Source organism: Pseudomonas sp. TE12508, from assembly GCF_056279485.1.
In genome coordinates, this window is the sequence record NZ_JBWCCN010000020.1 from 39,173 (window position 1) to 63,306 (window position 24,134).

28 protein-coding genes are annotated in these 24,134 nt (G+C 58.9%); 17 read left to right on the forward strand and 11 right to left on the reverse strand.

Features of this window, described 5'->3' with window-relative positions; all coding sequences use genetic code 11:
* The first annotated feature begins 44 nt into the window (after window positions 1–44).
* On the forward strand, window positions 45–743 hold the full coding sequence (locus ACZ9IM_RS24950) for a response regulator (RefSeq protein WP_123357720.1): 699 nt from the start codon (window positions 45–47) through the stop codon (window positions 741–743).
* Between the two features lie 123 nt (window positions 744–866).
* Here the strand turns inward: ACZ9IM_RS24950 and ACZ9IM_RS24955 are convergent, their stop codons facing one another.
* Complete coding sequence (locus ACZ9IM_RS24955; protein WP_476225224.1) at window positions 867–1,907, reverse strand: patatin-like phospholipase family protein; 1,041 nt, start codon at window positions 1,905–1,907, stop codon at window positions 867–869.
* A gap of 232 nt (window positions 1,908–2,139) precedes the next feature.
* Between ACZ9IM_RS24955 and ACZ9IM_RS24960 the strand changes: the two genes are divergently transcribed.
* The 3 genes from ACZ9IM_RS24960 (at window position 2,140) to ACZ9IM_RS24970 (ending at window position 4,258) form a co-directional block, all read left to right on the forward strand.
* Window positions 2,140–2,418, forward strand: a complete 279-nt coding sequence (locus ACZ9IM_RS24960; protein ID WP_052964059.1) for a hypothetical protein — start codon at window positions 2,140–2,142, stop codon at window positions 2,416–2,418.
* Window positions 2,419–2,462: 44 nt separating this feature from the next.
* Window positions 2,463–3,230 (forward strand): CHAD domain-containing protein, encoded by a 768-nt coding sequence (locus ACZ9IM_RS24965; protein ID WP_427624279.1) that lies wholly within the window; start codon window positions 2,463–2,465, stop codon window positions 3,228–3,230.
* Between the two features lie 230 nt (window positions 3,231–3,460).
* Window positions 3,461–4,258 carry an acyl-CoA thioesterase gene (locus ACZ9IM_RS24970; RefSeq protein ID WP_427624280.1) on the forward strand — a complete coding sequence of 266 codons (798 nt, stop codon included), beginning with the start codon at window positions 3,461–3,463 and terminating at the stop codon, window positions 4,256–4,258.
* Here ACZ9IM_RS24970 and ACZ9IM_RS24975 read toward each other — a convergent pair whose 3' ends face one another.
* The gene (locus tag ACZ9IM_RS24975; RefSeq protein ID WP_008071687.1) at window positions 4,259–4,627 is read right to left on the reverse strand and encodes an Mpo1-like protein; all 369 of its coding nucleotides are present in this window, start codon (window positions 4,625–4,627) and stop codon (window positions 4,259–4,261) included.
* Here ACZ9IM_RS24975 and ACZ9IM_RS24980 point away from each other — a divergent pair.
* The gene (locus tag ACZ9IM_RS24980; protein WP_427624281.1) at window positions 4,613–4,804 is read left to right on the forward strand and encodes a hypothetical protein; all 192 of its coding nucleotides are present in this window, start codon (window positions 4,613–4,615) and stop codon (window positions 4,802–4,804) included. The two genes, ACZ9IM_RS24975 and ACZ9IM_RS24980, sit on opposite strands and share 15 nt — an antisense overlap.
* A gap of 40 nt (window positions 4,805–4,844) precedes the next feature.
* Here the strand turns inward: ACZ9IM_RS24980 and ACZ9IM_RS24985 are convergent, their stop codons facing one another.
* Both ACZ9IM_RS24985 and ACZ9IM_RS24990 read right to left on the reverse strand, forming a co-directional pair.
* Window positions 4,845–6,326: a methyl-accepting chemotaxis protein gene (locus ACZ9IM_RS24985; protein ID WP_427624282.1), complete on the reverse strand. Its 1,482-nt coding sequence runs from the start codon at window positions 6,324–6,326 to the stop codon at window positions 4,845–4,847.
* 203 nt (window positions 6,327–6,529) lie between these two features.
* A complete protein-coding gene (locus tag ACZ9IM_RS24990) occupies window positions 6,530–7,339 on the reverse strand; it encodes a TatD family hydrolase (RefSeq protein WP_427624283.1) in 810 nt (269 codons plus the stop codon).
* 236 nt (window positions 7,340–7,575) lie between these two features.
* On the opposite strand from ACZ9IM_RS24990, the gene ACZ9IM_RS24995 reads away from it, so the two are divergent.
* The 3 genes from ACZ9IM_RS24995 to ACZ9IM_RS25005 all read left to right on the forward strand — a co-directional run bounded on the left by ACZ9IM_RS24995 (window position 7,576) and on the right by ACZ9IM_RS25005 (window position 10,104).
* Complete coding sequence (locus tag ACZ9IM_RS24995; protein WP_476225292.1) at window positions 7,576–8,997, forward strand: MltF family protein; 1,422 nt, start codon at window positions 7,576–7,578, stop codon at window positions 8,995–8,997.
* A 103-nt stretch (window positions 8,998–9,100) separates the two neighbouring features.
* Window positions 9,101–9,535, forward strand: a complete 435-nt coding sequence (locus ACZ9IM_RS25000) for a DoxX family protein (RefSeq protein WP_063341098.1) — start codon at window positions 9,101–9,103, stop codon at window positions 9,533–9,535.
* Between the two features lie 260 nt (window positions 9,536–9,795).
* Complete coding sequence (locus ACZ9IM_RS25005) at window positions 9,796–10,104, forward strand: class I SAM-dependent methyltransferase (protein ID WP_123723182.1); 309 nt, start codon at window positions 9,796–9,798, stop codon at window positions 10,102–10,104.
* Between the two features lie 14 nt (window positions 10,105–10,118).
* Here the strand turns inward: ACZ9IM_RS25005 and ACZ9IM_RS25010 are convergent, their stop codons facing one another.
* The 4 genes from ACZ9IM_RS25010 to ACZ9IM_RS25025 all read right to left on the reverse strand — a co-directional run bounded on the left by ACZ9IM_RS25010 (window position 10,119) and on the right by ACZ9IM_RS25025 (window position 14,874).
* The gene (locus ACZ9IM_RS25010; protein WP_427624284.1) at window positions 10,119–10,982 is read right to left on the reverse strand and encodes a PI-PLC domain-containing protein; all 864 of its coding nucleotides are present in this window, start codon (window positions 10,980–10,982) and stop codon (window positions 10,119–10,121) included.
* 172 nt (window positions 10,983–11,154) lie between these two features.
* Window positions 11,155–11,652, reverse strand: coding sequence for a transcription elongation factor GreB (gene greB / locus ACZ9IM_RS25015; protein ID WP_123501220.1), 498 nt, complete (start codon window positions 11,650–11,652; stop codon window positions 11,155–11,157).
* A gap of 34 nt (window positions 11,653–11,686) precedes the next feature.
* Complete coding sequence (locus ACZ9IM_RS25020) at window positions 11,687–14,191, reverse strand: ABC transporter permease (RefSeq protein WP_476225228.1); 2,505 nt, start codon at window positions 14,189–14,191, stop codon at window positions 11,687–11,689.
* Window positions 14,191–14,874 (reverse strand): ABC transporter ATP-binding protein, encoded by a 684-nt coding sequence (locus ACZ9IM_RS25025; RefSeq protein WP_007899869.1) that lies wholly within the window; start codon window positions 14,872–14,874, stop codon window positions 14,191–14,193. The genes ACZ9IM_RS25020 and ACZ9IM_RS25025 overlap by 1 nt, the downstream gene beginning before the upstream one ends.
* A gap of 10 nt (window positions 14,875–14,884) precedes the next feature.
* On the opposite strand from ACZ9IM_RS25025, the gene ACZ9IM_RS25030 reads away from it, so the two are divergent.
* From ACZ9IM_RS25030 to ACZ9IM_RS25040, 3 genes are all read left to right on the forward strand, one after another.
* Window positions 14,885–15,490 (forward strand): arylesterase, encoded by a 606-nt coding sequence (locus tag ACZ9IM_RS25030; protein ID WP_476225231.1) that lies wholly within the window; start codon window positions 14,885–14,887, stop codon window positions 15,488–15,490.
* Between the two features lie 56 nt (window positions 15,491–15,546).
* Window positions 15,547–15,840, forward strand: coding sequence for a hypothetical protein (locus ACZ9IM_RS25035; RefSeq protein WP_008075246.1), 294 nt, complete (start codon window positions 15,547–15,549; stop codon window positions 15,838–15,840).
* 303 nt (window positions 15,841–16,143) lie between these two features.
* On the forward strand, window positions 16,144–17,115 hold the full coding sequence (locus ACZ9IM_RS25040; protein WP_427624287.1) for a L,D-transpeptidase family protein: 972 nt from the start codon (window positions 16,144–16,146) through the stop codon (window positions 17,113–17,115).
* Between the two features lie 124 nt (window positions 17,116–17,239).
* On the opposite strand, the gene oprI is transcribed toward ACZ9IM_RS25040, so the two are convergent.
* Window positions 17,240–17,491, reverse strand: coding sequence for an outer membrane lipoprotei OprI (gene oprI, locus ACZ9IM_RS25045; RefSeq protein WP_003172710.1), 252 nt, complete (start codon window positions 17,489–17,491; stop codon window positions 17,240–17,242).
* Between the two features lie 629 nt (window positions 17,492–18,120).
* Between oprI and ACZ9IM_RS25050 the strand changes: the two genes are divergently transcribed.
* Entirely contained in the window at window positions 18,121–18,402 is a 282-nt protein-coding gene (locus ACZ9IM_RS25050) for a GNAT family N-acetyltransferase (RefSeq protein ID WP_007899932.1), read from the forward strand.
* 66 nt (window positions 18,403–18,468) lie between these two features.
* Here the strand turns inward: ACZ9IM_RS25050 and ACZ9IM_RS25055 are convergent, their stop codons facing one another.
* Together ACZ9IM_RS25055 and ACZ9IM_RS25060 are read right to left on the reverse strand one after the other, a co-directional pair.
* Entirely contained in the window at window positions 18,469–19,545 is a 1,077-nt protein-coding gene (locus ACZ9IM_RS25055) for a 3-deoxy-7-phosphoheptulonate synthase (RefSeq protein ID WP_007899930.1), read from the reverse strand.
* Window positions 19,546–19,747: 202 nt separating this feature from the next.
* Window positions 19,748–20,176, reverse strand: coding sequence for a PilZ domain-containing protein (locus ACZ9IM_RS25060; RefSeq protein WP_192344076.1), 429 nt, complete (start codon window positions 20,174–20,176; stop codon window positions 19,748–19,750).
* Between ACZ9IM_RS25060 and ACZ9IM_RS25065 the strand changes: the two genes are divergently transcribed.
* The 5 genes from ACZ9IM_RS25065 to cysB all read left to right on the forward strand — a co-directional run bounded on the left by ACZ9IM_RS25065 (window position 20,175) and on the right by cysB (window position 24,134).
* Window positions 20,175–20,561, forward strand: coding sequence for a thioredoxin family protein (locus ACZ9IM_RS25065; protein WP_008075707.1), 387 nt, complete (start codon window positions 20,175–20,177; stop codon window positions 20,559–20,561). The genes ACZ9IM_RS25060 and ACZ9IM_RS25065 overlap by 2 nt on opposite strands.
* The gene (locus tag ACZ9IM_RS25070) at window positions 20,558–21,514 is read left to right on the forward strand and encodes a putative 2-dehydropantoate 2-reductase (RefSeq protein ID WP_476225236.1); all 957 of its coding nucleotides are present in this window, start codon (window positions 20,558–20,560) and stop codon (window positions 21,512–21,514) included. Before ACZ9IM_RS25065 ends, ACZ9IM_RS25070 begins: the two co-directional genes overlap by 4 nt.
* A 25-nt stretch (window positions 21,515–21,539) precedes the next feature.
* The gene (locus ACZ9IM_RS25075; RefSeq protein ID WP_008075703.1) at window positions 21,540–22,445 is read left to right on the forward strand and encodes a 5'-nucleotidase; all 906 of its coding nucleotides are present in this window, start codon (window positions 21,540–21,542) and stop codon (window positions 22,443–22,445) included.
* 97 nt (window positions 22,446–22,542) lie between these two features.
* Window positions 22,543–23,046 (forward strand): universal stress protein, encoded by a 504-nt coding sequence (locus ACZ9IM_RS25080; protein WP_007899922.1) that lies wholly within the window; start codon window positions 22,543–22,545, stop codon window positions 23,044–23,046.
* Between the two features lie 113 nt (window positions 23,047–23,159).
* Window positions 23,160–24,134 carry an HTH-type transcriptional regulator CysB gene (gene cysB, locus ACZ9IM_RS25085; protein ID WP_007899921.1) on the forward strand — a complete coding sequence of 325 codons (975 nt, stop codon included), beginning with the start codon at window positions 23,160–23,162 and terminating at the stop codon, window positions 24,132–24,134.

Genomic DNA, 24,134 nt, shown 5'->3' on the forward strand with positions numbered 1-24,134 from the left:
GCCTGCGCTACTCTCTTGCCACTTCTTTGTGTTGATATGAATTCATGAGCCAGACTGCGACCATTTTGGTCATCGATGATGAACCGCAGATCCGCAAATTCCTGCGCATCAGCCTCGCCTCCCAAGGCTACAAAGTGCTGGAGGCCGGCACCGGCACGGAAGGCCTGGCCCAGGCTGCATTGAACAAACCCGACCTGCTGGTGCTCGACCTCGGCCTGCCGGACATGGACGGCCAGCAGGTGCTGCGCGAGTTTCGCGAGTGGTCGACGGTGCCGGTACTGGTACTCTCGGTGCGCGCCAGCGAAGGGCAGAAAGTACAAGCCCTGGATGGCGGCGCCAACGACTACGTGACCAAGCCGTTCGGCATCCAGGAGTTTTTGGCCCGAGTGCGCGCGTTGCTGCGTCAGGCGCCGACGGGTGAGGCTCAGGAAGCGGCGCTCAGTTTCGGCCCGCTCACCGTGGACCTGGCTTATCGCCGGGTGCTATTGGACGGCACCGAAGTGGCGCTGACGCGCAAGGAATACGCCGTACTGGCGCAACTGGCGCGGCATCCGGGGCGGGTCATCACCCAGCAGCAATTGCTCAAGGACATCTGGGGCCCGACACACACCGAAGACAGCCACTATCTGCGGATCGTCGTCGGGCACCTGCGGCAGAAACTGGCGGATGATCCGACTCAGCCACGGTTTATCGTTACCGAAGCCGGGGTAGGGTATCGGTTGTTGAGTGAGGGTAGCCTTTAGTTGATCGTTCCCACGCTCTGCGTGGGAATGCCGCCATGGACGCTCTGCGTCCGCTTTTGAAGTCGTGACGCGGAGCGTCACAGGATGCATTCCCACGCAGAGCGTGGGAACGATCGTCAGGCCTCAAGAGTCCCGCTCATTCTCATACCGATCCAGCGTATCGCGCGCAATCTCGCGCCCCAGCGCGATCAATTCCGGCGCCTTGTAGAACTCGAAAAACCGGCACACCCGCTTGGGCACGTTGATCAGGATATCCGGCGGATACCCGGCAATCTTGTACTGCGCCAATGAGGTCTGCATCACCTCGAAACTCTGGTTGATCAGATCCAGCAAGGACGCCGGCCCGACGTTGTCGATGATGAACGACCCGGTGGCGGATTTCGGTGCGCCGTTGCTTTCCGGGGCCGCCGCCGGTTGCTGGCCTTCGGGTGCGGCGGATTCGATCCACGGATTGATATCGGCCGCTTCTGCCATCAACGCTTCCTTTTCCAGCAGCAGCAATTGTTCCGCCTGTTTGCGGCGGAAGGGCATTTTCGAACCCAACGAGTTGATCAGGCTGTCAAAACGGGTCTTGAACGCGGCCGGGCGCTGGATCACTGGCAGTTGATAATGACGCTGGTTGGTGGAGTTGAGGTTGACCGCGATGATCAGGTCGCAATGGCTCGACACCACCGGCACGATCGGCAATGGGTTGAGAATGCCGCCGTCCACCAGCATTCGATTGCCCTGCATCACCGGCGTGAACAGGCTGGGGATCGCCGCCGAGGCGCGCATGGCCTGGTGCAGGCAGCCTTCCTGGAACCAGATTTCCTGCTGGTTGGTCAGGTCCGTGGCCACCGCCGTGTAGGGAATGCGCAGGTCTTCAATATTGATCTCGCCGACGATCTTGCGGATCTGCCCGAAGACCTTTTCCCCGCGAATTGCGCCCAGGCGAAAGCTGACGTCCACCAGACGCAACACGTCGAGGTAATCCAGGCTCTCGATCCAGTCGCGATAATCGTTGAGTTTACCGGCGGCATAGATCCCGCCGACCACTGCGCCCATGGAGCAACCGGCGATGCAGGCGATGTCGTAGCCGCGCCGTTCGATCTCTTCAATGACGCCGATATGGGCGTAGCCCCGGGCGCCACCCGAGCCCAACACCAGTGCGACACGCTTTTTCATGAATCGACCTCTCTGACAAGGTTCAACAATGCACCTATCGAGGGGCACGCTTCAATCGCTATGGTCGTTCGACGGGGCCAGTGCGTCGTTTTTTGACACTCCGGGAGGGCGAATAGGTATTCTCGCGGGCGCTGTAATTTTCAAGGCGGGTTTCCACTGCGGCCCAAGGCACTTTTCACGTGCCAGACCGTCTTACGTGCATGCATGTTTACCTATCTTCGAGGTGTGAGTGATGAAAGTCTGGATCTGTGTGCCGTTGATTGCCCTGGCACTCGCCGGTTGTGCCGGTAAAACCGCTTACCGTGACAGCTGCGGAAGCCAGCTCGACGCCGCCTGGCATGAACTGGACCTGGCCAAGGTCGAGGGCTTTGCTGGGACCGTCAGCTACTCCAAGGCGCTGTCGTTGCTGACCGGTGCCAAGACCCAGCAGCAATTCGAAGCCTATGAGGGTTGCACCAAGAAAGCCGAGAAGGCGCGCTTCTACATTCGTGAGTCTCGCGCCGGCCGCTGAAGCATGCTATAGCCAATGGGGGAACTCGATTCACGGAGCAAGCGATGTCTGCCTTGGTTGATCGGTTGGTGGCTCACGTTCTGAGCCTGGACATTCGCCTGCTCGCCTGTCAGGCACGCTTGAGTACCCGAACCGACTCTGAAGCGCTGCACGATCTACGCACCACCGTGCGGCGTTTGCGCAGCTTGCTGCGGCCTTTGCGCGGTTTGCCCGGGGTCGAGCAACTGGAAGCGGCGGCATCCCGGGTTGGTGACCTGACCACGCCGTTGCGCGATCGCGAAGTGCTGGCGGCGTACCTGCTCCGGCACGATCAACCCGAGGCCGCGCACCGGCGCATGGCGCGGATGGACGAGGCTTATCCCGTCGTCGCGGCGAGCCCGGAAGTGGCGCAGATGCTGATGATCCTCGATGCCTTTCCGCGTTTCCTGCGGGCTTCTCAGCGTCAGGGTTTGCTCAAGGGCTTGCGCAAACGCATCGAAAAACGCCTGGGCAAACAATGGAAGAAACTCGACCAGGCGTTGCATGATCCCGCCCATGACCGCCATCGCCTGCGCCTGCTGATCAAGCGCGTGCGCTATGGCATCGAAGCCTACCCCGAACTGGATCGCTTACCGGAAGCGGCCCTGCCCAGACTGAAATCGGCGCAGGCTGCCTTGGGCGATTGGCACGACAGCTGGCAGTGGCTGGACCGCGCCAAAGAAGAGCCCGATCTGCAGCCTTGTGTCGCGGTCTGGAAAACCACCTTGGCCGAGGCCGAAGCACGCGCCGACCACGTCCTCGACAAATTCAGCGCCGCCTGCTTCAAATCCTGAAAACCCTAAAGATCAAATGTGGGAGCGGGCTTGCTCGCGAAGAGTGCATAACATTCAACGTAAATGTTGAATGTCAGAGCGCTTTCGCGAGCAAGCCCGCTCCCACATCAGTTTGTGTGTTCAATGTTGGCACGGCTCATCTGTCAGTGATTTTGGCCGGAATAAGCGCTGTGTCAGCTTTGCGCGCTGGTTAAGATCGTTCCATCCATTTTCCTGTCTCTGAGGTTCCCATGCACTTTTCCGATCTGCTCGACGCTGTGCGCAGTCAGCCGCAGGAGCTGTCTATTCCGGCGGAATGGGGCCAGGGCCGGGCGAGTTTTGGTGGGCTGATAGCCGCCTTGCAATACGAAGCCATGCGCGCAAAAGTCCGGGCGGATCGTCCGGTGCGTTCTCTGGCAATCACCTTTGTCGGCCCGGTCGAACCCGATGTGCCAGTCAGTTTTGAAGTCGATGTGTTGCGCGAAGGCAAAGCCGTCAGCCAGGTGCTGGGCCGGGCGATACAGAAGGGGCAAGTGGTGACGTTGGTCCAGGGCAGCTTCGGCGCCTCGCGACCTTCCGAAGTGGCGGTCACGGCTAACGCTGCGCCCGAGATGAAGCACTGGGACGACTGCCAGGAAATGCCCTATATCAAAGGGGTGACCCCGGAATTCATGCGTCATTTGGCAATGCGCTGGAGTGTCGGTGGCCTGCCGTTCACCGGCAACACCTCCCGCGACATGGGAGGTTGGGTCCGCTTGCGTGGAGAAGGGAAGGACGAGGTGGTCAGCGAGGCGCATATTCTGGCGCTGGTCGATGCCTGGCCGCCGTCCTTGTTGTCGTATCTGAAGAAGCCGGCGGCAGGCAGCACGCTGACCTGGACCATCGAATTCGTCCAGCCGTTACTTGCGTTGAGCACGCTGGACTGGTGCAAGTACCTGGTGGAAATCGAGTATGCCGCTGACGGCTACGGGCACGCCGCCGCAAAACTGTGGAGCGAAGACGGTCAGTTGATCGCCATGAGCCGGCAGACAGTCACGATTTTCGCCTGATCAGTGACGACGGCGGTGGCGTTCACGCCAGGCGCGCCACCAGCCGCCACTGAAGAAAAACCGTGGGAAGGTCAGGAACTGCTCGACCAACAAGCGTGATACGGCGTCTTTGCGATCACTGAAGGGCTCGGAGGCTTGCGCCTCCAGGCGATGACCTTGGCGCTGCAGACCCAGGGCGGCGATCAGGCCGATAACGCCGATCGCGATACTCGCCAGATCCAGGCTGAACACCCCCGAGACCATCAGCAAAAACGCCACAATGAACAGCGGCACGGCAATCAGGTGCAACACCAGATTGGTCGGGTGCTGGTGATTATGCGGGTACGCTCGCCATTGCCAGGCGGGAAGGTTGGGATGACGTTTGCCCATGATGCTTATCCTTGGTTCGATGAGGCTCTTGAACAAAGAATAGGCCGGGCGAAAGCCGTCGGCGAATCGAGGCTGGCTATCGAAGTGATAGGGGTCATGGTCAATATTGATGTTGACCGGTCTGACGCCTTCGCGAGCAAGCCCGCTCCCACAGGTCATGCGCAAATTTTAAAATAGCGCAAATCCTGTGGGAGCGGGCTTACCCGCGATGGGGCCGTCACAGTTTCAGCTGACCTATGGCCTTGCTCAACTCCCCGGCCAACATCGCCAACTCATTGCTGGTAATCGCCGAATTCACGGTCTGCTGCACGGTATTCTCGGTGACGTCGCGAATGCTCACCACCGCCCGATTCATCTCCTCCGCCACATGACTCTGCTGTTCGGCCGCCACTGCGATCTGCGTATTGCTTTCACGCATCTGCGCCACCGCACTGGTGATTTCGACCAGAGCCACACTGGCTTCCTGAGCCTGCTGCATGCAGTCGTCCGCCTTGTACGAGCTTTCCTGCATGAAGTCCACGGCATCCCGAGTGCCGGCCTGCAGCGCTGAAACCATGGTGGTGATCTCGTCGGTGGACGCCTGGACTCGCTTGGCCAGGTTACGCACCTCATCGGCGACCACCGCAAACCCGCGGCCCATTTCCCCGGCCCGGGCCGCTTCGATGGCGGCGTTAAGGGCCAGCAGGTTGGTCTGTTCGGCGATGCTGTGGATCACGCTGACCACGCCGTTGATCTTCTGGCTGTCCTCGGCCAGACGCTGAATCATCTCGGCCGTTTGCTGCACGCCGGTGGACAACCCACCAATCGATTTCTGCACCCGAGTGACCACTTCCTGGCCGCTGCCGGCCAGGGTGTCGGCGGTTTGCGAGAGGTCGCGGGTGGCGCCGGCGTGTTGGGCGATGTGATGGACCGTGGCGGTCATTTCGTTGATCGCTGTGGCGGCCTGATCGGTTTCGCTTTGCTGACCGAGCATGCCGTGACGCACCTCGTTCATGCTAGAGGCCAGCCGCGCGGCACCGACATCCAGTTGCCGGGCGGTGCTGGCGACGGTGTTGACCACCCGCTGATAACCGGCCTGCATGGCGTTGAAGGCGTTGGCCATCTGCCCGACTTCATCCTTGCAAGCCAGCGGCACACGGGCCGACAGGTCGCCGCTTTTCTCGACATGGAGCATCACGTCTTTCAACGTGTTGAGCTGGCTGAGCAGGAAGCGGATCAACAGTTGCGAGGCGCCGAGCATTGCCAGCATCAGGATGAACACCGCTACCGCGTAGTGGGTGAAGCGTTCGCCGAACACTTGGCTCAGGCTCGGGCCATGGGCAATCACCGCGATCTGTTGACCATCGGGGCGAGTGAGTATCTCGGCGCCCATCAACGGGTTTTCACCGAACAGCGGCATAGCGTTGAACTCGACCCAACCATTGGTATCGGTCAGCTCCAGCACCGGTTGCCCATTCAGTAACGGTGCCTGCCCGCGATTGAAGGTCAACAGGTTATCGGCCTTGGGCAGCGGCTGCCCGGCAGGCCAGGCATTGAGCAATCGCGCCTGGGCCTGAGCCGAAGCCTGGGCGGCGTGGCTGCGGGCCTGTTGTTCAAGCTGCACGGCGTACAGCACCAGCAACAGGGTGGTGACGAAGGCAACGGCGTTGACCGCCCAGAATTTGTATTTCAGCGAGATGTTGCTAAGCCAGGCACCCATGGAGGTCTTCTCTGATAGCGGAAACAGTTTTGGCAAGGTGCCAGCATTGTGCCGCTATGCAGGGATTCAGATGTTGATGCAGGTCAACGAGTACAGCCTATCCAAATGTGGGAGCGAGCCTGCTCGCGATAGCGGTCTGTCAGCAACATGAATGCTGCAGGTGCCACCATCGCGAGCAGGCTCGCTCCCACAGGGAATTGTGGTTATTGGGGGATCGAAGGCAACCCGTAGAATGCCCGTGCGCATGCTGTGGTGTGGTTTGCCAGGTCTTCCTGGCTTTCCCCGCGATGCAACGCCACCTCACGCAACACTTCAGTCAGATACGCCGGCTCGTTGCGGCCATTCTTCGGCTTGGGGCGCAAACTGCGGGGCAGCAGATACGGCGCATCGCTCTCCAGCATCAAGCGCCCGCGTTTAATCTCTTTGACCAGTGGATGCAGGTGCGTGCCCCGGCGCTCGTCACAAATCCAGCCAGTGATGCCGATGTGCAGATCCAGATCGAGGTAGTTGAACAGCGCCTTCTTTTCACCGGTGAAGCAGTGCACCACGGCGGCCGGCAACTGGTCGCGGTAATCACGCAGGATCTCCAGCAATCGTTGGCTGGCATCGCGCTCGTGCAGGAACACCGGCAATTGCAGCTCGACCGCCATCTCCAGATGTTTTTCGAGGACCTTTTCCTGCTGCGGGCGGGGCGAGAAATCACGATTGAAATCGAGGCCGCATTCACCCACGGCCACCACGTTCGGCTCCTTGAGCAAACTGCGCAGGCGCTTAGCGCTGTCGGCGTTCCAGTCGCAGGCCGAGTGCGGGTGAATACCGGCCGTAGCGAACAGCCGCTGAGCGCTTTCGTCCAGTTGTTGGCACAGCTCCAGAGCCTGTTCACTGCCCTCGACGCTGGTCCCGGTGAGCACCAATTGGCAGACTCCGGCAGCATAGGCACGGTCGAGTACAGCCTGGTGTTTGTCGGCGAAACTGGGGTTGGTCAGGTTGACGCCGATATCGATGAGTTGCATGGTGCTACCTCGGACCAAAGGCCGGAAAGCATATCAGAGCTGTGGATTTATAAGAAAAACCAAGAACTACAACGAGTTAAAGCTGTCTGTTGAGGCCGCGAGACAGGTCGGATTGGTAGATTTGCCATCACTGTGCCACTCTCACGCACTTTACCAGCGCTTCAGGCGCTCTGTTTCTGTCGCTCGACGTCATGAAATCACCCATGAAGTCGACCAGTATTCTTTCCGGAGAGTGGATGACTCGTCCCTCGGTTTTGTTACTGCTGTGTTGTTCGTTGCTGCTGCCCATGCCGGCGGTTGCGCGTCTGGCCGGGCCGTTGCAAGCCGTGCCGGCGGCCAAGGTCCGCGACCTGGCGGAGATTCGCAGCAGTCGCGTGTTGCGGGTGTTGGTCAACCAGAGCCGCAACAGCTCCGGTGAAGTCCAGGGCCAGGCCATCGGCGTCGAATACCACCGCCTGCGCGCTTTCGAACAATACCTCAATGGCCATGCCCGCGATGGCCAGGAAATCACCCTCAAGATCATTCCCAAAGCCAAGGATCAACTGCTCGGCGCGTTGCAGCGCGGGGAGGGTGATCTGGTTGCGCCGGGAGAATTACTCGACCCGCAACCGAGCCTCGCCGTCAGTACCAGTCAGCCGATTGCCAGTAACGTGCCGTTGCTGCTGGTGGGGATTAAAGGCGAACGACGTTACACCCGTCTCGAACAACTCTCGGGCAAAACCCTCGCGCTGCCCACCGGCAGTGCCGCCGGGGATGCGGTCAGCCAGATCAATCAGAAACTCGCGCTGCACAAACTGCCTCCAGTGAAGATCGAGTGGGTCGATCCCAGTCTGGCGGTCGAGGACGTGCTGGAAATGGTCCAGGGCGGGATTTTTCATCTGACGATTGTCGAGCAACCGATTGCCGAACGTTGGGGCAAAATCCTGCCCAAATTACGCTTCGATCGACAGGTCCTTATCAGCGAGCCAGGCGAGGAATACTGGTTTGTACGCCGCGACGCTTCAATGCTGCGTTCGAGCATCGATCGCTTCCTGACTACTTACAAGAAACCGTCGGACCAGGATGCGGCGTTCCTGCGGATCTATCGACGCCTGTATCAAGTGCACTATCCCTTGGCCAAAGCCGATCGGCAGCGCCTGGAAAAACTTCGCCCGGTGTTGCAGAAACACGCTGAAGCCCAAGGCATGGACTGGCTGAACCTGGCAGCGCTGGCCTTCAAGGAGTCGGCGCTGCAACCCAACGCCAGAAGCGGTAGCGGCCCCACCGGCTTGATGCAAATCACCCCGTCCGCCGCCCAACGGGTTGGCGTGAGTAATATTCAAAACCTCGACACCAATGTGCAGGCCGGCGCCAAGTACCTGGCGATGATCCGCCGCAAGTTTTTTGCCAGCCCCAAACTCAATGAGCGCGAGCGCATGGCGTTCGTGCTGGCGGCCTACAACATGGGACCGGAGCGGGTTCAAGGCATGCGCGCCGAGGCCCGGCGGCGCGGCTTGAATCCTAATCAGTGGTTTTTCCAGGTCGAGCGCATCGCCATGGAGCAGGTGGGGATGGGGGCTGTCAGCTATGTTAATAGCGTGAACAAGTATTACTTGGCGTTCGATCGGGAGCGGGAGTCGTTGGAGCCCCAGGGGCAAAAAGTGGTCTCGCGCAAATGATCGACTAAGCTGATTGTTATGGTGCGTTTTTTGCGCTTTTAACATGAGTTTTACTGATTAATATAGCGGCCAACCAACACACACTCACAATGGATGACACAGCATGAGCACTCTGATCAACAAGGTACTGTTCACTCGCGCGGGCTACGGTCTGACGATTCTGCGCATTTTCGTCGGCATCATCTTCGCGGCCCATGGTTCACAGAAACTCTTTGGGGCATTCGGCGGCTACGGCATTGCCGGCACTGCGCAGTACATGGAAAGCATTGGATTGGCTCCGGGCAATGTGATGGCGATCCTGGCCGGTGGTACCGAGTTCTTCGGCGGTCTGGCGTTGATCATCGGTCTGCTGGCACGCCCGGCAGCGCTGGGGCTGACCTTTCTCTCTCTGGTGGCTATTTTCACAGTGCACATCAGCAACGGTCTGTTCATGGCTAACAACGGTTATGAGTTCGCCCTGGCTTTGCTCGGTGGCAGCCTCGCGGTGCTGATTGAGGGTGCAGGCAAACTGTCGGTAGACCGCGCCATCACCAACTGACTGCCCTGGCTCAACGAAAAGGCCTGCATTGTGCGACGCACTGTGCAGGCCTTTTTTGTTGCTGGTGATTCTTGACACTGTCCGGTCAGCTTCTCTAGGATGCTGCCCATGCGCCGATTTAAACAGCTACTTGCGGGGCGCCAGGTAACTCATTCAGTTGCCGATAGAAGCTTGAAACAGGCTTCGAAATACCGCTAAAGCGCTGGTTCGGTGTTGCCTCTCACCTGCCATGCAGACTTTTGAGGCAGAGACACGACACAATGAATGCATTAAACCCCGTTATACGCCCCGCGCCGATCACGGCACACCTCACCCAGCGCAATCCAAAAATCCTGCTTGGCGGTAAACATCAGCCGACGCTTTTGCGTTACCTCGATGGCTGGCCACGTCGTACCGGTGGGCCTGCTGCCTTCCTGATTCAGTTTGTCGACGACGGCGAGTCACTGGCACGGTTTGCCAACGACAGTTTCGATCTGGCGGTGATTCTGGCACCCAACGCCGAGGATGCGCCTGAAGTGATCAGGCAGCTGACTCGCGTGGCTCGCCAAGGGCTGATTACTCGCCGCTGAAAGAGGCCTGCGTGTCATTGTGGGTGTTTTTTTTGCCTGCCGCGAAATTGATTGGCGTGCAAGCAGTTCAGGATAATTCGACTGCGGGTTGTCCAGTCGGTATTGATAATGAAGAACTTCTGGATATAACTATTTTCGTCAGTCGATTCAAACCAAGTATCTATTTTGTTGCTGAAATCGTCGGGTACAACGAGTGGTAAAACGTATTTGGCGCATTGTATTGAACGCAGCACATAAGAAGGTTTGTATTGCGTGGCGACCTCGTCCATAAAGGCTTTCAATTGTTGGGTGGTCATGACATTGTCGCCAGACCATTTTTGTTCCACTCCGGGCCAGAAGTCGGAGTTTTGAATGAAATGATTATAAGCAACGACGACCGTTTTTCCTGGGTGTTGATTCCATAGTTGGTCAAGCGTCAAGTGGCGCAGATCTTTAGAGATGGATCTGTAACCGATTTTACTATTGATAAGTTCACGCAACTCTTGATGAGCCTGTGGGGTAAAGTTCTTGAACTCGTGAAAGTCCAGAATGAAAATTTCCCGCGCCCGGGCCGATTTGGTTGAAGGCGTATCATAGAAGTCATTCACCATGTCTAGAATATCGACGCTGACCGTGCGTCCGGACGACGTCTTGTGGAAAATCTGGAAGCGGTGTGCCCGGCCGACAGGCTTGTTGCTATAGAACTCTACCCTTAGGTCCAGCACCCGTACGCCGGCGGCCACTTGCTCCTGAGGGCTGACATCTTGTGTGATCTCTTGAGGAAAAAATGCGTTCGGCGCTTTTTTGTCAAAGCCTGAGTCATGCGACCCCGGCAGAATAAGTTCGTCGATACGCAAGTTGCCGATATGTAGCGTATTGTTCATCCAGCGATCAAGCATGTTATTCATTCCTTTGAATAAAGTTAACTGAGTAAGTGAGGCAGGCATCCGCCAACAAGATTGTCAGTTGTCGGGCTGTCTGGCGGCTTGATAGTTGTTCTTTGTTGTTTTTAAGTCAAGTAGGAAGATGGGGGTGTTTGCAGCTTATTGTTTCGATGTTGTAGGTAGGGTGTTACGGGTAATTGATGTCTATAATATAAACGCACTGTTCGCCAGTCGGTGTTTGCACTCGAACTTCGGCGTCCAGCGCTTTGCCGATCAGGGCGCGTGCCAGCGGCGAGTCGATGCTGATCAGCCCTTGTTTCAAGTCCAGTTCATCTGGCCCGACGATGCGATAGCGCGACTCTTTGCCTTCTTCATCTTCAATGGTGACCCAGGCGCCAAAATAGACTTTGTTCGGATCGCTGGGCTTCTCGCTGACGACCTTCAGTGCTTCCAGCCGTTTGGTGAGAAAACGCACGCGACTGTCGATCTCGCGCAACATTTTTTTGCCGTAGGTGTACTCCGCGTTTTCCGAGCGATCGCCCTGGGCTGCGGCCTCGCTGACCGACTGTGTCACTTGAGGGCGTCGAACATGCCACAACTCATGAAACTCGGCGCGCATCCGCGCTTCACCTTCGGGGGTGATCAACGCGGTGCCGGCGGTACGGGGAGGGCGATAACGGCTCATGGCAACTTCTTGTGGTAAAGAGAGCTTGAGTCTATCAACCCTCGCGCAAGACTGTCAGGGGGCTGGCGTTAAGAGCGCGGCGTGTACCAAATACACCGGCGCCTCCGATCAACGCGGCGCCGATCAGCGGCAATACCAGCAGCCATGGATGCGGATGCCAGGGCAGGTCGAAGGCATAACGGTAGAGCACCAGGCTCACCAATTCCGAACCCAGTGCCGCCAACAATCCGCTGACCGCGCCGAGCAGACCGAACTCGATCCGCCGGGCCCTGACCAGCAACTGTCGCTCGGCGCCTAGCGCTCGCAGCAATGCACCTTGGCGTATGCGTTCATCCAGCGTTGCCTGCAAACCGGAGAACAACACCGCCATGCCCGCCGCCAGCACAAACAACAGCACGTATTCTACTGCCAGGGTGACCTGGCCGAGAATGCTGCGCAGCTGCGCCAGCAAGGCTTCGACTTGCAGAATGGTCACTGCCGGAAAGCTTCGGGACAGATCAACGATCTGCTGATCGTGACCGGGCGCCAGATAGAAACTGGTCAGGTAGGTCGCCGGCAAGTCCTTCAGGGTGCCGGGCTGGAAGATCATGAAAAAGTTCGGCTGGAAGTTGTCCCAGTTGATCTCCCGCAGGCTGGTGACTTTCGCCTCCCGATTGGCTCCGCCGACGGTAAACACCATGTGATCGCCGAGCTTGAGTTTGAGGCTTTCGGCGACTTTACCTTCCACCGAAACTCCGGGTATTTCATCTGCCGGTTGTTGGTCCCACCAGTTGCCGGCGGTGAGTTTGTTGCCCGCTGGCAGGTCGGCCGCCCAAGTCAGGCTCAGGTCGCGTTGAATGGCTCGATCACCGGCCGAATCCTTGCTGACGATGTCCTGCACCGGTTCGCCATTGATGCTGATCAGCCGTCCCGGCACCACCGGATACAGCGGCGCCGATTGTGCCGACAGCTCCATCAGTCGATCGGCAAAGGCCTGTTTGTCCGCCGGAAGAATGTTCAGGGCAAAGTAGTTCGGGGCATTTTTCGGCAACTGGTTTTGCCAGGTGTCGAGCAATTCGCCACGCAGCAAAGCGATCAGTGCCATGGACAGCAGAATCAAACCGAAGGCCAGGGCTTGACCGGCCGCCGCCAGTGGATGGCGCAGCAGTTGGCCCAACCCGAGGCGCCATGGCAATTCGGCGCGCGCCAGCATCCGGCGCAGGCTTTTCAGTAGCAGCAACAGCAAGCCGCCCAGCACCAGTGCCGCGATCACACCGCCGCCGAGCAGGGCGAAAGTCAGCAACAGGTCCAGGCTCAAGCGCCACATGATCAGGCCGAGGGCGCCCAATGCCGCGCCATAAACTATCCAGGTGCTGGACGGAATCGGCAGCATGTCGCGACGCAACACGCGCAACGGTGGCACTCGACCCAAAGCAGCCAGTGGTGGCAGGGCGAAACCGGCCAGCGCCACCAGCCCGGTGCCGATCCCCGCGATGGCCGGCAACAGGCCACCCGGTGGAACATCGGTCGGCAGTAAATCACGCAGCAGCGCAAACAGCCCGAGCTGCGCGAGCCAGCCGAGCAGGGCGCCGCTGATGCTGGCGAGCAGTCCGAGTACGGTTAGCTGCAGACTGAACAGCACCATGGTTTCCCGACGGGACAGGCCCAGGCAGCGCAGCAATGCGCTGGCATCGAAGCGGCGGGTGGCGAAGCGTGTCGCCGACAACGCCACCGCCACACCGGACAACAGCACCGCCACCAGACTGGCCATGTTCAAATAACGTTCAGCCTTGCCCAGGGCGCCGCCGATCTGCCGATTGCCATCGCGAGCATCCTGGATACGCTGGTTGGCCGCCAGGCCTGGCTTGATCAGTTGCCGATAGGTTTCCAGCGCCGAGGCGTTGCCGCGCCAGAGTTCGCGGTAACTGACCCGGCTGCCGGGTTGCACCACGCCGGTTGCCTCAAGGTCGCTGAAGTTGATCAGCACCCGTGGCGTCAGGCTGTAGAAATTGCCGGCGCGATCCGGTTCGTAGGTCAGCACTCTCGCCAGCGTCAGGGTTTTCATGCCGACGTCGATGCTGTCGCCGATCTTCAAGTCCAATGCGGTCAGCAGTCGCGCTTCGACCCAGGCTTCGCCGGGTTTCGGTCCGCCACCGGGTTCTTCCGGCGCGAAGGGCGCGGGGGCGCTTTTCAGTTCGCCACGCAACGGGTAGACGTCATCGGCGGCTTTGATACTGGACAGCTGAATGCCGTTGTCGGTGGCGATGACGCTGGAAAACTCCACCACTTGAGCGTGTTCAAGGCCCAGCTCTGTGCCGCTCCTTACCTGTTCCGGTCGCGCCGGTGAGCTGCCTTCGAGTACCAGGTCGGCACCGAGAAACTCGGTGGCGCGCAGCATCATGGCGCCGTTCAGGCGAGCGCCGAAGTAACCGATAGCGGTACTCGCCGCCACGGCCACCAGCAAGGCGAAGAACAAAACGCGCAACTCACCGGCACGGGCATCGCGCAATAGTTGGCGCAGGGCGAGACTGAACAGGCGCAACAGCGGCAAGCGTGCCATCAAGGCTCCAGAGGGGCGACCAGCAGGCCGGCTTCAAGGCGGATCAGGCGCCGGCAGCGATGTGCCAGGCGTTCATCGTGGGTCACCAGCACCAGGGTCGTGCCGCTTTCCTGGTTGAGTTCGAACAGCAAATCGCTGATGCGCTCGCCGGTGTGGCTGTCGAGGTTGCCGGTGGGTTCATCGGCGAACAGCACGTCGGGCTCGGCGGCGAAGGCCCGGGCAATCGCTACGCGTTGCTGCTCGCCACCGGAAAGCTGGCGCGGCGAGTGGGTCAGGCGTTGGCCCAGACCGACCCGTTGCAGCAGTTCGGTGGCGCGCTCGCGGGCGTCTTTACGGCCATCGAGCTCCAGCGGCAGCATGACGTTTTCTAAAGCATTGAGACTGTCGAGCAGCTGGAATGATTGAAAAACAAACCCCACATGCTCGGCGCGGATGCGTGCGCGTTGGTCTTCATCGAGATTGCTCAGGCCTTGCCCGGCGAGGGTGACTTCACCGCTGCTCGGCAGATCGAGGCCAGCGAGCAGGCCCAGGAGGGTGGATTTGCCGGAACCGGAGGCGCCGACGATGGCCAGGCTATCGCCCTTGTTCAGTTCCAGGCTGAGTTCGTGCAGGATAGTCAGTTCACCTTCCGCGCTCGGAACCACTTTGCTGAGGTTCTTCGCGGTGAGAATGCTTGCGCCCATGGAGAATCCGATGCGTGTGTGGTTTTTGAGTGCTGGCCTGGCCTTGATGTGCATGGCTCAGAACGCAGCGGCGGGTACAGTCCTGATCGTTGGCGATAGTATCAGCGCCGGTTTCGGCCTGGATACCCGCTTGGGGTGGGTGTCATTGCTTGAGCAACGGCTCAAGCGCGAAGGTTTCGACGATAAGGTGGTCAATGCGTCCATCAGCGGCGACACCAGTGCCGGAGGCCGGGCGCGCCTGCCGGCGCTGCTTGCAGAGCATAAGCCTGCGCTGGTTATCCTCGAGTTGGGGGGCAATGACGGCCTGCGCGGAATGCCGCCAACACAATTGCAACAAAATCTTGCGTCGATGATCGACAGCTCCCGCGTCAGTGGCGCCAAGGTGCTGTTGCTGGGCATGCAATTGCCACCCAATTATGGCGTGCGTTACACCCAGGCCTTTGCCGAGGTATTCATCAAGGTGGCCAACGAGAAAAAGATTCCGCTGGTGCCGTTTTTTCTCGACGGTGTGGGCGGTCATCCGGACCTGATGCAAGGCGACGGCCTGCACCCGGCTGCGGAGGCTCAGGACAAGTTGCTGGAAAATGTCTGGCCGACACTGAAACCGCTGCTTTGACGCTTTTCTAGCGGCGGTGTTTCGGCTAAGGTGGCGCCCCCGATTTGGAGCCCCCGATGCCGCGTCCTGCCTGGTCCTTATTTGCCTACCAACTGATCGAGCCTGACGAACAGCTGGATCTGTTCGCCTGCCAGGAAGTGCGTGTGCATCTGGTGACTCGTCAGTTGGAGTTGGGCGGCTCGGTGGACCGAACCTTGTGCGGCAGCCTGTTGCCGGCGCAACCGCGCTGGTCGAGCGTCGACCGTACCGTGTTCCAGGACCAGCGTCTGTGCTCGCTGTGCCGGGCCATTCTGGAGTCGCAAAAACGCGGCACCTCACCGATCTGGCCTGAGTTGCGGTTCGAGCTTTAGATCGCCTGTGGTAAGGACCCCCCTGTAGTGAGGGGGCTCTTGTGGCGAGGGGGCTTGCCCCCGTTCGGCGGCGCAGCCGTCGTAGCGGATGAATGAGACATGCCTGATAGACTGCAGCGCCTGTCTCAGGGCCGCTGCGCGACCCAACGGGGGCAAGCCCCCTCGCCACAGAGCCCCCTCGCCACAGGCAAGCCTCCATCCGCAGATCCCCCAACCACAGGTCTTTACGTCTCCCCGAAATAACGGGAGGCGGTGTACAATCCCGTTTTTATACCCTTGTCGATCATGCGAAGGATTTTCCGGATGTTGCCGCGCTTTCCCGCCGTCACCCGCTGCCTGTCTCTTGCCGCCCTCTGTGTCGCGGGTCCGGTAGCAGCATTGGAGCTACCCCTGCCACCTGCCGGTGAAGACATCATCGGCCAGGTGCAAGTGATCAAGGCCAAGTACGAAGACACCTTCGCCGACCTTGGCACCACCTACGATCTGGGCTACTCGGAAATGGTCGCGGCCAACCCAGGGGTCGATCCATGGCTGCCGGGCGCCGGGACCGAAATCGTCTTGCCGACGCGTTTCATCCTGCCGCCGGGTCCTCGTGAAGGTATCGTCATCAACCTGGCTGAATACCGTCTCTACTATTTCCCGAAAGGCCGGGACGTGGTGTACACCTTCCCGCTGGGTATCGGCCGTGAAGGCTGGGGCTCGCCGATTGCCCATACCAGCATCATCGCCAAGACGCCGAACCCGACCTGGACGCCTCCAGCGTCGATCAAGGCCGAGCACGCCGCTGATGGCGATCCACTGCCGAATGTGGTGCCAGCTGGCCCAGACAACCCGCTGGGGCCGTTCAAGTTCACTCTTGGCACTCCGGGCTACCTGATCCACGGTTCGAACAAGAAATTCGGTATCGGCATGCGCACCAGCCACGGTTGCTTCCGCATGTTCAACAACAACGTGCTGGAAATGGCCAGCATGGTGCCGGTCGGGACGTCGGTGCGGATCATCAATGACCCGTACAAGTTCGGCCTCAGCGCCGGCAAGGTTTATCTGGAAGCGCACACGCCGCTGGACGACAAGGGCAACCCTTCGGTGGTCGACAAACACACCGCAGTCATCAACGCGATGCTCAAGCGTGAAGACATCACTAACAACTTGCGCATGAACTGGGATGTGGTGCGTGACGTGGTTGCCGCTGAAGATGGCCTGCCGGTGGAAATCGCCGTGCCGAATGCGTCGGCGCCGATGGTATCGAGTGCACCGATCGATCTGCAGCAGTAACGCGTTAAAAGCAACCCGCCGACGCAGGCCGCGTCGGCGGGTTTTTTATGGCCTGCAGAAACAGCGGGCAATAAAAAAGCCGACCCAAAAAATGGGTCGGCTTGATAACAATCCCGAAGGACTATTACTTGCGGCTAGCTTTTTCCAGCATGCGCAGAGCACGCTCGTTAGCTTCGTCAGCAGTCTGTTGTGCTTTTTGAGCAGCAGCCAGAGCTTCATCAGCTTTACGGTAAGCTTCGTCTGCACGAGCCTGGGAGCGAGCTGCTGCGTCTTCAGTAGCAGTCAGACGTGCTTCGGTTTCTTTCGATACGCTGCTGCAACCGGTAGCCAGAACTGCGGCCAGAGCCAGAGCAGAGAATTTCAGAACGTTGTTCATCGTGTTCCCCTTCAAGGACTTTCTATTAAGTAGCTGTCTCCTCAGAGTGAGGAAATAGCCGGCGTACATACTACCCATTACTTGTAGTAAGTAAACTGACGTAGAGCAAGAAGCAAAAAAAATTGTAGGCGTTGATTCTTTTTCGAGCAACTTTTAACTGCATTGTATAAAAAATATCCAGCTGCGAGGCCCGAGCTGAGCGAGCCGCCAAAGAAAAGTTCCCCACCTCGGCAGCTGTTTTTCAGTCTCGACTAAAGTCTGTCTAGATGGAATCGTCCAGACTTTTGTTCGGATTTTGCGCAGCGACTCTCATATCTTTATCCATGTTGAGGTGACTTAAACAAATGGCGCTCGTCTTAAGTCGCAATATCCGGCAATGTTCAGGCTCGACTCGGGAAGATTCCGGTCAGGCCGCCCCTGCATTACCCAAGCAACATCCGCCTGCCAGCATGACGAGCGTCCCTTGAGCATTTCTGCCAATGGTGCCTACTATTTGATACGTGCTCGGTTGCGCGAGATTGGTGTTGCTCTCTCGGTGTCCATTCAGGCACAGGGTGGCGTAGATGTTCCTTCGCCGGAAAAACATCGGTAAGGTAGGGGTCAGAATTAAAGACCCGCGAGGAGTAGTGATGAGCGAGGCGTTGTCCATCCACCATGACCAGGCTGGTCATCAGTTCGAGACCACTGTGGACGGTTATCGTGCCTACCTGACCTATATGGATCTGGGGAAACAGACCCTGGATATTTATCGTACCTTTGTGCCCAACGCGCTGCGTGGTCGCGGCATCGCGGCGGCGTTGACCGAGCAGGCACTGCAATACGCCGAGGAAATGGGCTACACAGTCATTCCATCGTGTTCCTATGTGGAGCGCTACATGGAGCGTCACGCGCGGCATGCCGCCAAGCTGTGAGTAAAGCGAGCGCATAAAAAAACGCCAGGTTTAAGCCTGGCGTTTTTTTTTTGCGTGAAACGGTGATCAGCTGCGATCGCGTTTAGGCAACACATCCTTGAGCTTGGCGTGCATGCTGCGCAAGGTGTTTTCGGTGGCGGTCCAATCGATGCAGGCATCGGTGATCGACACGCCGTATTGCAGGTCGGCGAGGTCTTTCGGGATCGCCTGGCAGCCCCAGTTCAGGTGACTTTCGACCATCAGGCCGATGATTGACTGGTTGCCTTCGAGGATCTGGTTGGCGACGTTCTCCATCACCAGCGGTTGCAGAGCCGGGTCCTTGTTGGAGTTGGCGTGGCTGCAATCGACCATGATGTTCGGCTTGATCTTCGCCTTGTTCAGCGCTTGCTCGCAGAGCGCGACGCTGACCGAATCGTAGTTCGGTTTGCCATTACCGCCGCGCAACACCACGTGACCGTAGGCGTTGCCCTTGGTGGTGACGATCGACACGCCACCTTCCTGGTTGATGCCCAGGAAGCGGTGCGGGCTGGAGACCGATTGCAAGGCGTTGATGGCCACTGTGAGGCCGCCATCGGTGCCGTTCTTGAAGCCGACAGCCGAGGACAGGCCGGAAGCCATTTCACGGTGAGTCTGGGATTCAGTGGTGCGTGCACCGATCGCCGACCAGCTGATCAGGTCCTGCAAGTATTGCGGGGAGATCGGGTCGAGGGCTTCGGTTGCGGTCGGCAGGCCCATTTCGGCCAGGTCCAGCAGCAACTGACGCCCGATATGCAAGCCATCCTGAATCTTGAACGAGTCGTCCAGGTACGGGTCGTTGATCAGGCCTTTCCAGCCGACGGTGGTGCGTGGCTTCTCGAAATACACGCGCATGACCAGATACAAGGTATCGGACACTTCCGCCGCGAGCGCTTTCAGACGCTCGGCGTATTCGTGGGCAGCCTTGATGTCATGGATCGAGCACGGCCCGATCACGACGAACAGGCGGTGGTCGGTGCCATCAAGAATGTTGCGAATGACTTCGCGGCCCTTGGTGACGGTGCGCAGGGCAGCGTCGCTCAGAGGGATGTCACGCTTGAGCTGATCGGGAGTGATCAGGGTCTCGTTGGAGGCGACGTTAAGGTCGTTGATCGGTAAATCAGCCATCGTTTACTCGTCAGGTCACGGGTGCCGGCCGCCAGCGAACCCGCGCGGCGGAGCACAGCAAATTAAGCGCGTCGGGGAGCTGAACCTTAGCGCGTTACACCGTGGCTCGACAATGGGCAGACACCGGTTAGAGGGCATTCTCGGTTAGTTTCCCCGCCGCGCCGGGGAAACTGACTGAGAACGCCCCCTAAACCAGCATTACCTATGCAAATGCCTTGCGAACCGTGTCGTGGGAGAACTCGTTGGCGTGCAGCTGGACCCATTCGAGGGCCAGGGTCTGGTTGTTCACCTGTTCGCTTTGGAGTTCGTGCTGACGGCAGTAACGTTCGATCTGGCAAACCTGCTCACCCATTCGCGCGCTGAACAGGGTCTGTTCGTCGACAAAAGCGATGCCCACCAGGTAGCTGCGTTTTCGTCGCAGGCACCACGCCACATAGCCCAGGTAACAGATTGTGGTGCTCAGGGTCGGCATGCGTACTTGAAGTGCGGTGCCCCTTCGCCATCCGCGGTGGTAATTGCAAGCCACGCCGCCGAGGCTGATAGTGTGCAGCTGTTGCCGCGAAATGCACTCATGTTTGAGCAACGTCAATTCGACGGGTACATCGTCAGGATGAGGAAGATAACGTCCCATGAACACGGACTCCCTGTGTCGGCCATCTGACATCGTTTCTCCCAGTATAGTGGTCGAATCGGAACTGACCGATTTCGACGCCGACCAACGGCTGTTGGCGATGAACGGTATTTCCCTGGTGATCTTTACCAGCGTCGGCTGCGCGAGCTGCCGTTTTGCCCGTGAGCAATTGCCCACGTTCGATCTGGCGGTCGATCGACTGTGCTGGATCGATGCCGGGAACAATGGTGGCGTGGTCGAGCGTTATCGGGTCTTTCATTTGCCGGCGCTGTTTGTAGTGCGCGACGGTGAATTCTTTGGGGCACTACAGTCGCGTTTGATCAGCGCCGAGCTCAATGCAGCCGTGGGGCTGGCGTTGAGTCGAATAGCAGAGGAATTACCATGATAGGGGCAGTTGCCAAGCCGACAATCGGTATTATCGGAACCGGCGCGATCGGCGGTTTCTACGGGTTGATGCTGGCGCGTGCCGGCTTCGATGTGCATTTTCTGTTGCGCAGTGAATTTTCAGCGGTGGCCGAACACGGGCTGCAACTCGACAGTGCGATGCACGGCACGTTGACGTTGAACCCGGTTCAGGCCTATTCGACGGCCGAAGATATGCCGCCCTGCGACTGGTTGCTGGTGGGCACGAAAACCACCAGTAACGCGGACTTGGCGCCGACAATCATTCAAGCTGCCGCTCCGAATGCCAAAGTGCTGTTGTTGCAAAATGGCCTGGACGTCGAAGACAGCCTGCGCGACTTGCTCCCCGATTCGCTGCACCTGCTTGGTGGGCTCTGTTTTATCTGCGTCCATCGCGAGGGACCTGGCGTCATCACCCATCAGGCGCTCGGCGCGGTGAATGTCGGCTACCACAGCGGCCCGGCAATCGATGAGCAGGCGCGGATGGCGATTGTCGAGGAAGGCGCCGAGCTGTTCCGTGCCGCCGGAATCGATTCCCAGGCCATGCCGAACCTGCATCAGGCGCGTTGGCAAAAACTGGTCTGGAATATCCCTTACAACGGTCTGTCGGTTCTGCTCAGGGCAAGCACTACGCCGTTGATGGCCGATACCGACTGCCGGGAGCTGATCAAGGCGCTGATGACCGAAGTGGTTCAGGGGGCAACGGCCTGCGGTCACGAAATGCCGGCCGGATATGCCGACCATCTGTTCATGATGACCGAGAAAATGCCCGACTACTGGCCGAGCATGTACCACGACTTCCTGCACAAGCGACCGCTGGAACTGGATGCCATCTACACTCGGCCACTGGCAGCGGCGAAAGCGGCGGGATGTGAGTTGCCGCGAATTGAAGCCTTGTATCGCAGCTTGAGTTTTATCGACCGACGTAATCACTGAGTCGGCCAAAAGGAGAGGGAAGGGCATGGCCAATGGCATAGACGACAAACTGGTGTTGGCGATTTCTTCGCGAGCACTGTTCGACTTGAGCGAGAGCCACAAGGTTTATCTGTCGAGCGGCGTCGAGGCCTATCGGCAATACCAGATCGAACACGAAGACGAAATTCTCGAGCCCGGCGATGCGTTCCCGTTAGTCGAAAAACTCCTGAACCTGAACGCCAGTCTCGGCCGTGCCCGGGTCGAGGTAATCCTGGTGTCGCGCAACAGCGCCGACACCGGCCTGCGGGTTTTCAATTCGATTCATCATTATGGCTTGGCGATTTCGCGTGCGGCATTTGTCGGCGGGCGCAGTCCTTACCCATACCTGAAGGCCTTTGGCTGCGACCTGTTTCTTTCGACCCATTCCGACGATGTGCGCAGTGCGCTGGATGCCGGTTTCGCGGCAGCGACTATTCTGTCGGGCGGTGCCAGTCGCGCCGCCAGCGATGAATTGCGCATTGCATTCGACGGTGACGCGGTACTGTTTTCCGATGAGTCGGAGCGGGTCTATCAATCGGGAGGCCTTGCAGCGTTTCAGGCCAGCGAGCGTGAGGCCGCCCGCGAGCCTTTGCGCGGCGGGCCGTTCAAAGGATTCCTCGCGGCGCTCAACCTTTTGCAGCGCGAGTTCCCCGACGATGCCTGTCCGATCCGCACCGCACTGGTGACTGCGCGCTCGGCGCCGGCCCATGAACGGGTGATCCGCACCTTGCGCGAATGGGACATCCGTCTGGACGAGTCGCTGTTCCTTGGAGGGCTGACCAAATCAGCCTTTCTCGAAGCCTTTGCCGCCGACGTATTTTTCGATGACCAGGCCGGCCATTGCGAGCTGGCCCGCGAAGTGGTCGCCACCGGTCACGTGCCGCATGGCATCAGTAACGAGCCGTCGATTTAAAGCGCTGCGGTTCAATGCGTTGCGCCGAACGCCGCACTCGTCACCGCACTGCTAAGCTGAATCAATCTCCGCCATGTTGGCATTAAAGGAGGTCCCTATGATTCATTCGATGCTGTATGCCACCGACCTCGGTCTGTACGCACCTTTTGTGATGCAGCATGCGTTGGCACTGGCTCGAACATTCAATGCCGATTTGTATGTGGTGCATGCGGTTGAGCCGATGGGGTTGTTCGCCGAATCGGTGCTTCAGAGTTACCTCGATGAGCAGGCCTTGAACGAGTTTCACAGCCAGGGCCTGAATACGGTGATTGCCAATATCGAGCAGCGGGTGCTCGACAGCTTTCGCGAAGAGCTGGGGGATGAGGGGGAGCAGGACCTGGAACGGATTCGGGCAGTGCGGGTGCTGCAGGGCGATCCGTCGCAGGTGATTCTCGACCAGGCGCAGAAACTCTCCGTCGATTTGCTGATCGTAGGAAGTCACAGTCATGGCGCTGGCGCGGAAACGCCATTGGGCCGAACCGCTGCGCGCGTGTTGCAACTGTCCAGAGTGCCGGTCTATTTGGTGCCGCTGATGGAACGTCGCCGCAAAGGGGATCGCTAGGACACGAATAATGGCGTTTTGATAAAAAAGTTCTAGATTTATTAATCAAACCATTAATATAGTTATATATCGTCGCTGATGCCCGTGGCGTCTACCTGCTTTGAGGGATTCATATGAAGCTTCAACAATTGCGCTACATCTGGGAAGTGGCGCACCACGACCTCAACGTTTCAGCTACAGCCCAAAGCCTCTACACCTCGCAACCGGGCATCAGCAAACAGATCCGTCTGCTGGAAGACGAATTGGGGGTCGAGGTTTTCGCCCGCAGCGGCAAGCACTTGACCCGGGTTACCCCGGCTGGCGAGCGCATCATCACCACCGCCGGCGAAATCCTGCGCAAAGTTGAAAGCATCAAGCAGATCGCCCAGGAATTCTCCAACGAGAAAAAAGGCACCCTGTCGATCGCCACCACGCACACCCAGGCGCGTTATGCGTTGCCACCGGTGATCAGCAATTTCATCAAGCAATACCCGGACGTTGCACTGCACATGCACCAGGGTTCGCCGATGCAGATCGCCGAGATGGCCGCTGACGGCACCGTCGATTTCGCCATCGCGACCGAAGCGCTGGAGTTGTTCGGCGACCTTGTGATGATGCCGTGCTACCGCTGGAACCGCTGCGTGGTCGTGCCTCAAGGCCACCCGCTGACCAAGCTGTCGAAGCTGACCCTTGAAGCCCTGGCCGAATACCCGATCGTGACGTACGTGTTCGGTTTTACCGGCCGCTCGAAACTCGACGAAGCCTTCAGTCATCGCGGCCTGACACCGAAGGTGGTATTCACCGCCGCCGACGCCGACGTGATCAAGACTTATGTTCGTCTGGGCCTGGGCGTGGGCATCGTGGCGAAAATGGCGGTCGACACCAAACTCGATAGCGACCTGGTGGTGCTCGATGCCAGCGAGTTGTTCGAATCCAGCATTACCAAAATCGGTTTCCGTCGCGGCACCTTCTTGCGTGGTTTCATGTGCGACTTCATCGAGAAATTCGCGCCGCACCTGACCCGCGAAGTCATGGCCAAGGCTATTCAGTGCCACAACAAACAGGAACTGGAAGAGCTGTTCGACGGCGTTGAACTGCCGGTGCATTAA

Bases quoted from the DNA above. Each gene is read 5' to 3' on its own strand.
- ACZ9IM_RS25070 (WP_476225236.1), top strand. From the start codon at position 20,558: ATGATAGGGGCAGTTGCCAAGCCGACAATCGGTATTATCGGAACCGGC.
- ACZ9IM_RS24985 (WP_427624282.1), bottom strand. From the start codon at position 6,326: ATGGGTGCCTGGCTTAGCAACATCTCGCTGAAATACAAATTCTGGGCG.
- ACZ9IM_RS25075 (WP_008075703.1), top strand. From the start codon at position 21,540: ATGGCCAATGGCATAGACGACAAACTGGTGTTGGCGATTTCTTCGCGA.
- ACZ9IM_RS25005 (WP_123723182.1), top strand. From the start codon at position 9,796: ATGAATGCATTAAACCCCGTTATACGCCCCGCGCCGATCACGGCACAC.
- ACZ9IM_RS24950 (WP_123357720.1), top strand. From the start codon at position 45: ATGAGCCAGACTGCGACCATTTTGGTCATCGATGATGAACCGCAGATC.
- ACZ9IM_RS24970 (WP_427624280.1), top strand. From the start codon at position 3,461: ATGCACTTTTCCGATCTGCTCGACGCTGTGCGCAGTCAGCCGCAGGAG.
- greB (WP_123501220.1), bottom strand. From the start codon at position 11,652: ATGAGCCGTTATCGCCCTCCCCGTACCGCCGGCACCGCGTTGATCACC.
- ACZ9IM_RS25080 (WP_007899922.1), top strand. From the start codon at position 22,543: ATGATTCATTCGATGCTGTATGCCACCGACCTCGGTCTGTACGCACCT.
- ACZ9IM_RS24960 (WP_052964059.1), top strand. From the start codon at position 2,140: ATGAAAGTCTGGATCTGTGTGCCGTTGATTGCCCTGGCACTCGCCGGT.
- ACZ9IM_RS25030 (WP_476225231.1), top strand. From the start codon at position 14,885: ATGCGTGTGTGGTTTTTGAGTGCTGGCCTGGCCTTGATGTGCATGGCT.
- ACZ9IM_RS24975 (WP_008071687.1), bottom strand. From the start codon at position 4,627: ATGGGCAAACGTCATCCCAACCTTCCCGCCTGGCAATGGCGAGCGTAC.
- ACZ9IM_RS25060 (WP_192344076.1), bottom strand. From the start codon at position 20,176: ATGGGACGTTATCTTCCTCATCCTGACGATGTACCCGTCGAATTGACG.
- ACZ9IM_RS24990 (WP_427624283.1), bottom strand. From the start codon at position 7,339: ATGCAACTCATCGATATCGGCGTCAACCTGACCAACCCCAGTTTCGCC.
- ACZ9IM_RS25055 (WP_007899930.1), bottom strand. From the start codon at position 19,545: ATGGCTGATTTACCGATCAACGACCTTAACGTCGCCTCCAACGAGACC.
- cysB (WP_007899921.1), top strand. From the start codon at position 23,160: ATGAAGCTTCAACAATTGCGCTACATCTGGGAAGTGGCGCACCACGAC.
- ACZ9IM_RS24955 (WP_476225224.1), bottom strand. From the start codon at position 1,907: ATGAAAAAGCGTGTCGCACTGGTGTTGGGCTCGGGTGGCGCCCGGGGC.
- ACZ9IM_RS25035 (WP_008075246.1), top strand. From the start codon at position 15,547: ATGCCGCGTCCTGCCTGGTCCTTATTTGCCTACCAACTGATCGAGCCT.
- ACZ9IM_RS25010 (WP_427624284.1), bottom strand. From the start codon at position 10,982: ATGCTTGATCGCTGGATGAACAATACGCTACATATCGGCAACTTGCGT.
- ACZ9IM_RS24995 (WP_476225292.1), top strand. From the start codon at position 7,576: ATGACTCGTCCCTCGGTTTTGTTACTGCTGTGTTGTTCGTTGCTGCTG.
- ACZ9IM_RS25025 (WP_007899869.1), bottom strand. From the start codon at position 14,874: ATGGGCGCAAGCATTCTCACCGCGAAGAACCTCAGCAAAGTGGTTCCG.
- ACZ9IM_RS25065 (WP_008075707.1), top strand. From the start codon at position 20,175: ATGAACACGGACTCCCTGTGTCGGCCATCTGACATCGTTTCTCCCAGT.
- ACZ9IM_RS24980 (WP_427624281.1), top strand. From the start codon at position 4,613: ATGACGTTTGCCCATGATGCTTATCCTTGGTTCGATGAGGCTCTTGAA.
- ACZ9IM_RS25000 (WP_063341098.1), top strand. From the start codon at position 9,101: ATGAGCACTCTGATCAACAAGGTACTGTTCACTCGCGCGGGCTACGGT.
- ACZ9IM_RS25020 (WP_476225228.1), bottom strand. From the start codon at position 14,191: ATGGCACGCTTGCCGCTGTTGCGCCTGTTCAGTCTCGCCCTGCGCCAA.
- ACZ9IM_RS25050 (WP_007899932.1), top strand. From the start codon at position 18,121: ATGAGCGAGGCGTTGTCCATCCACCATGACCAGGCTGGTCATCAGTTC.
- ACZ9IM_RS24965 (WP_427624279.1), top strand. From the start codon at position 2,463: ATGTCTGCCTTGGTTGATCGGTTGGTGGCTCACGTTCTGAGCCTGGAC.
- ACZ9IM_RS25040 (WP_427624287.1), top strand. From the start codon at position 16,144: ATGTTGCCGCGCTTTCCCGCCGTCACCCGCTGCCTGTCTCTTGCCGCC.
- oprI (WP_003172710.1), bottom strand. From the start codon at position 17,491: ATGAACAACGTTCTGAAATTCTCTGCTCTGGCTCTGGCCGCAGTTCTG.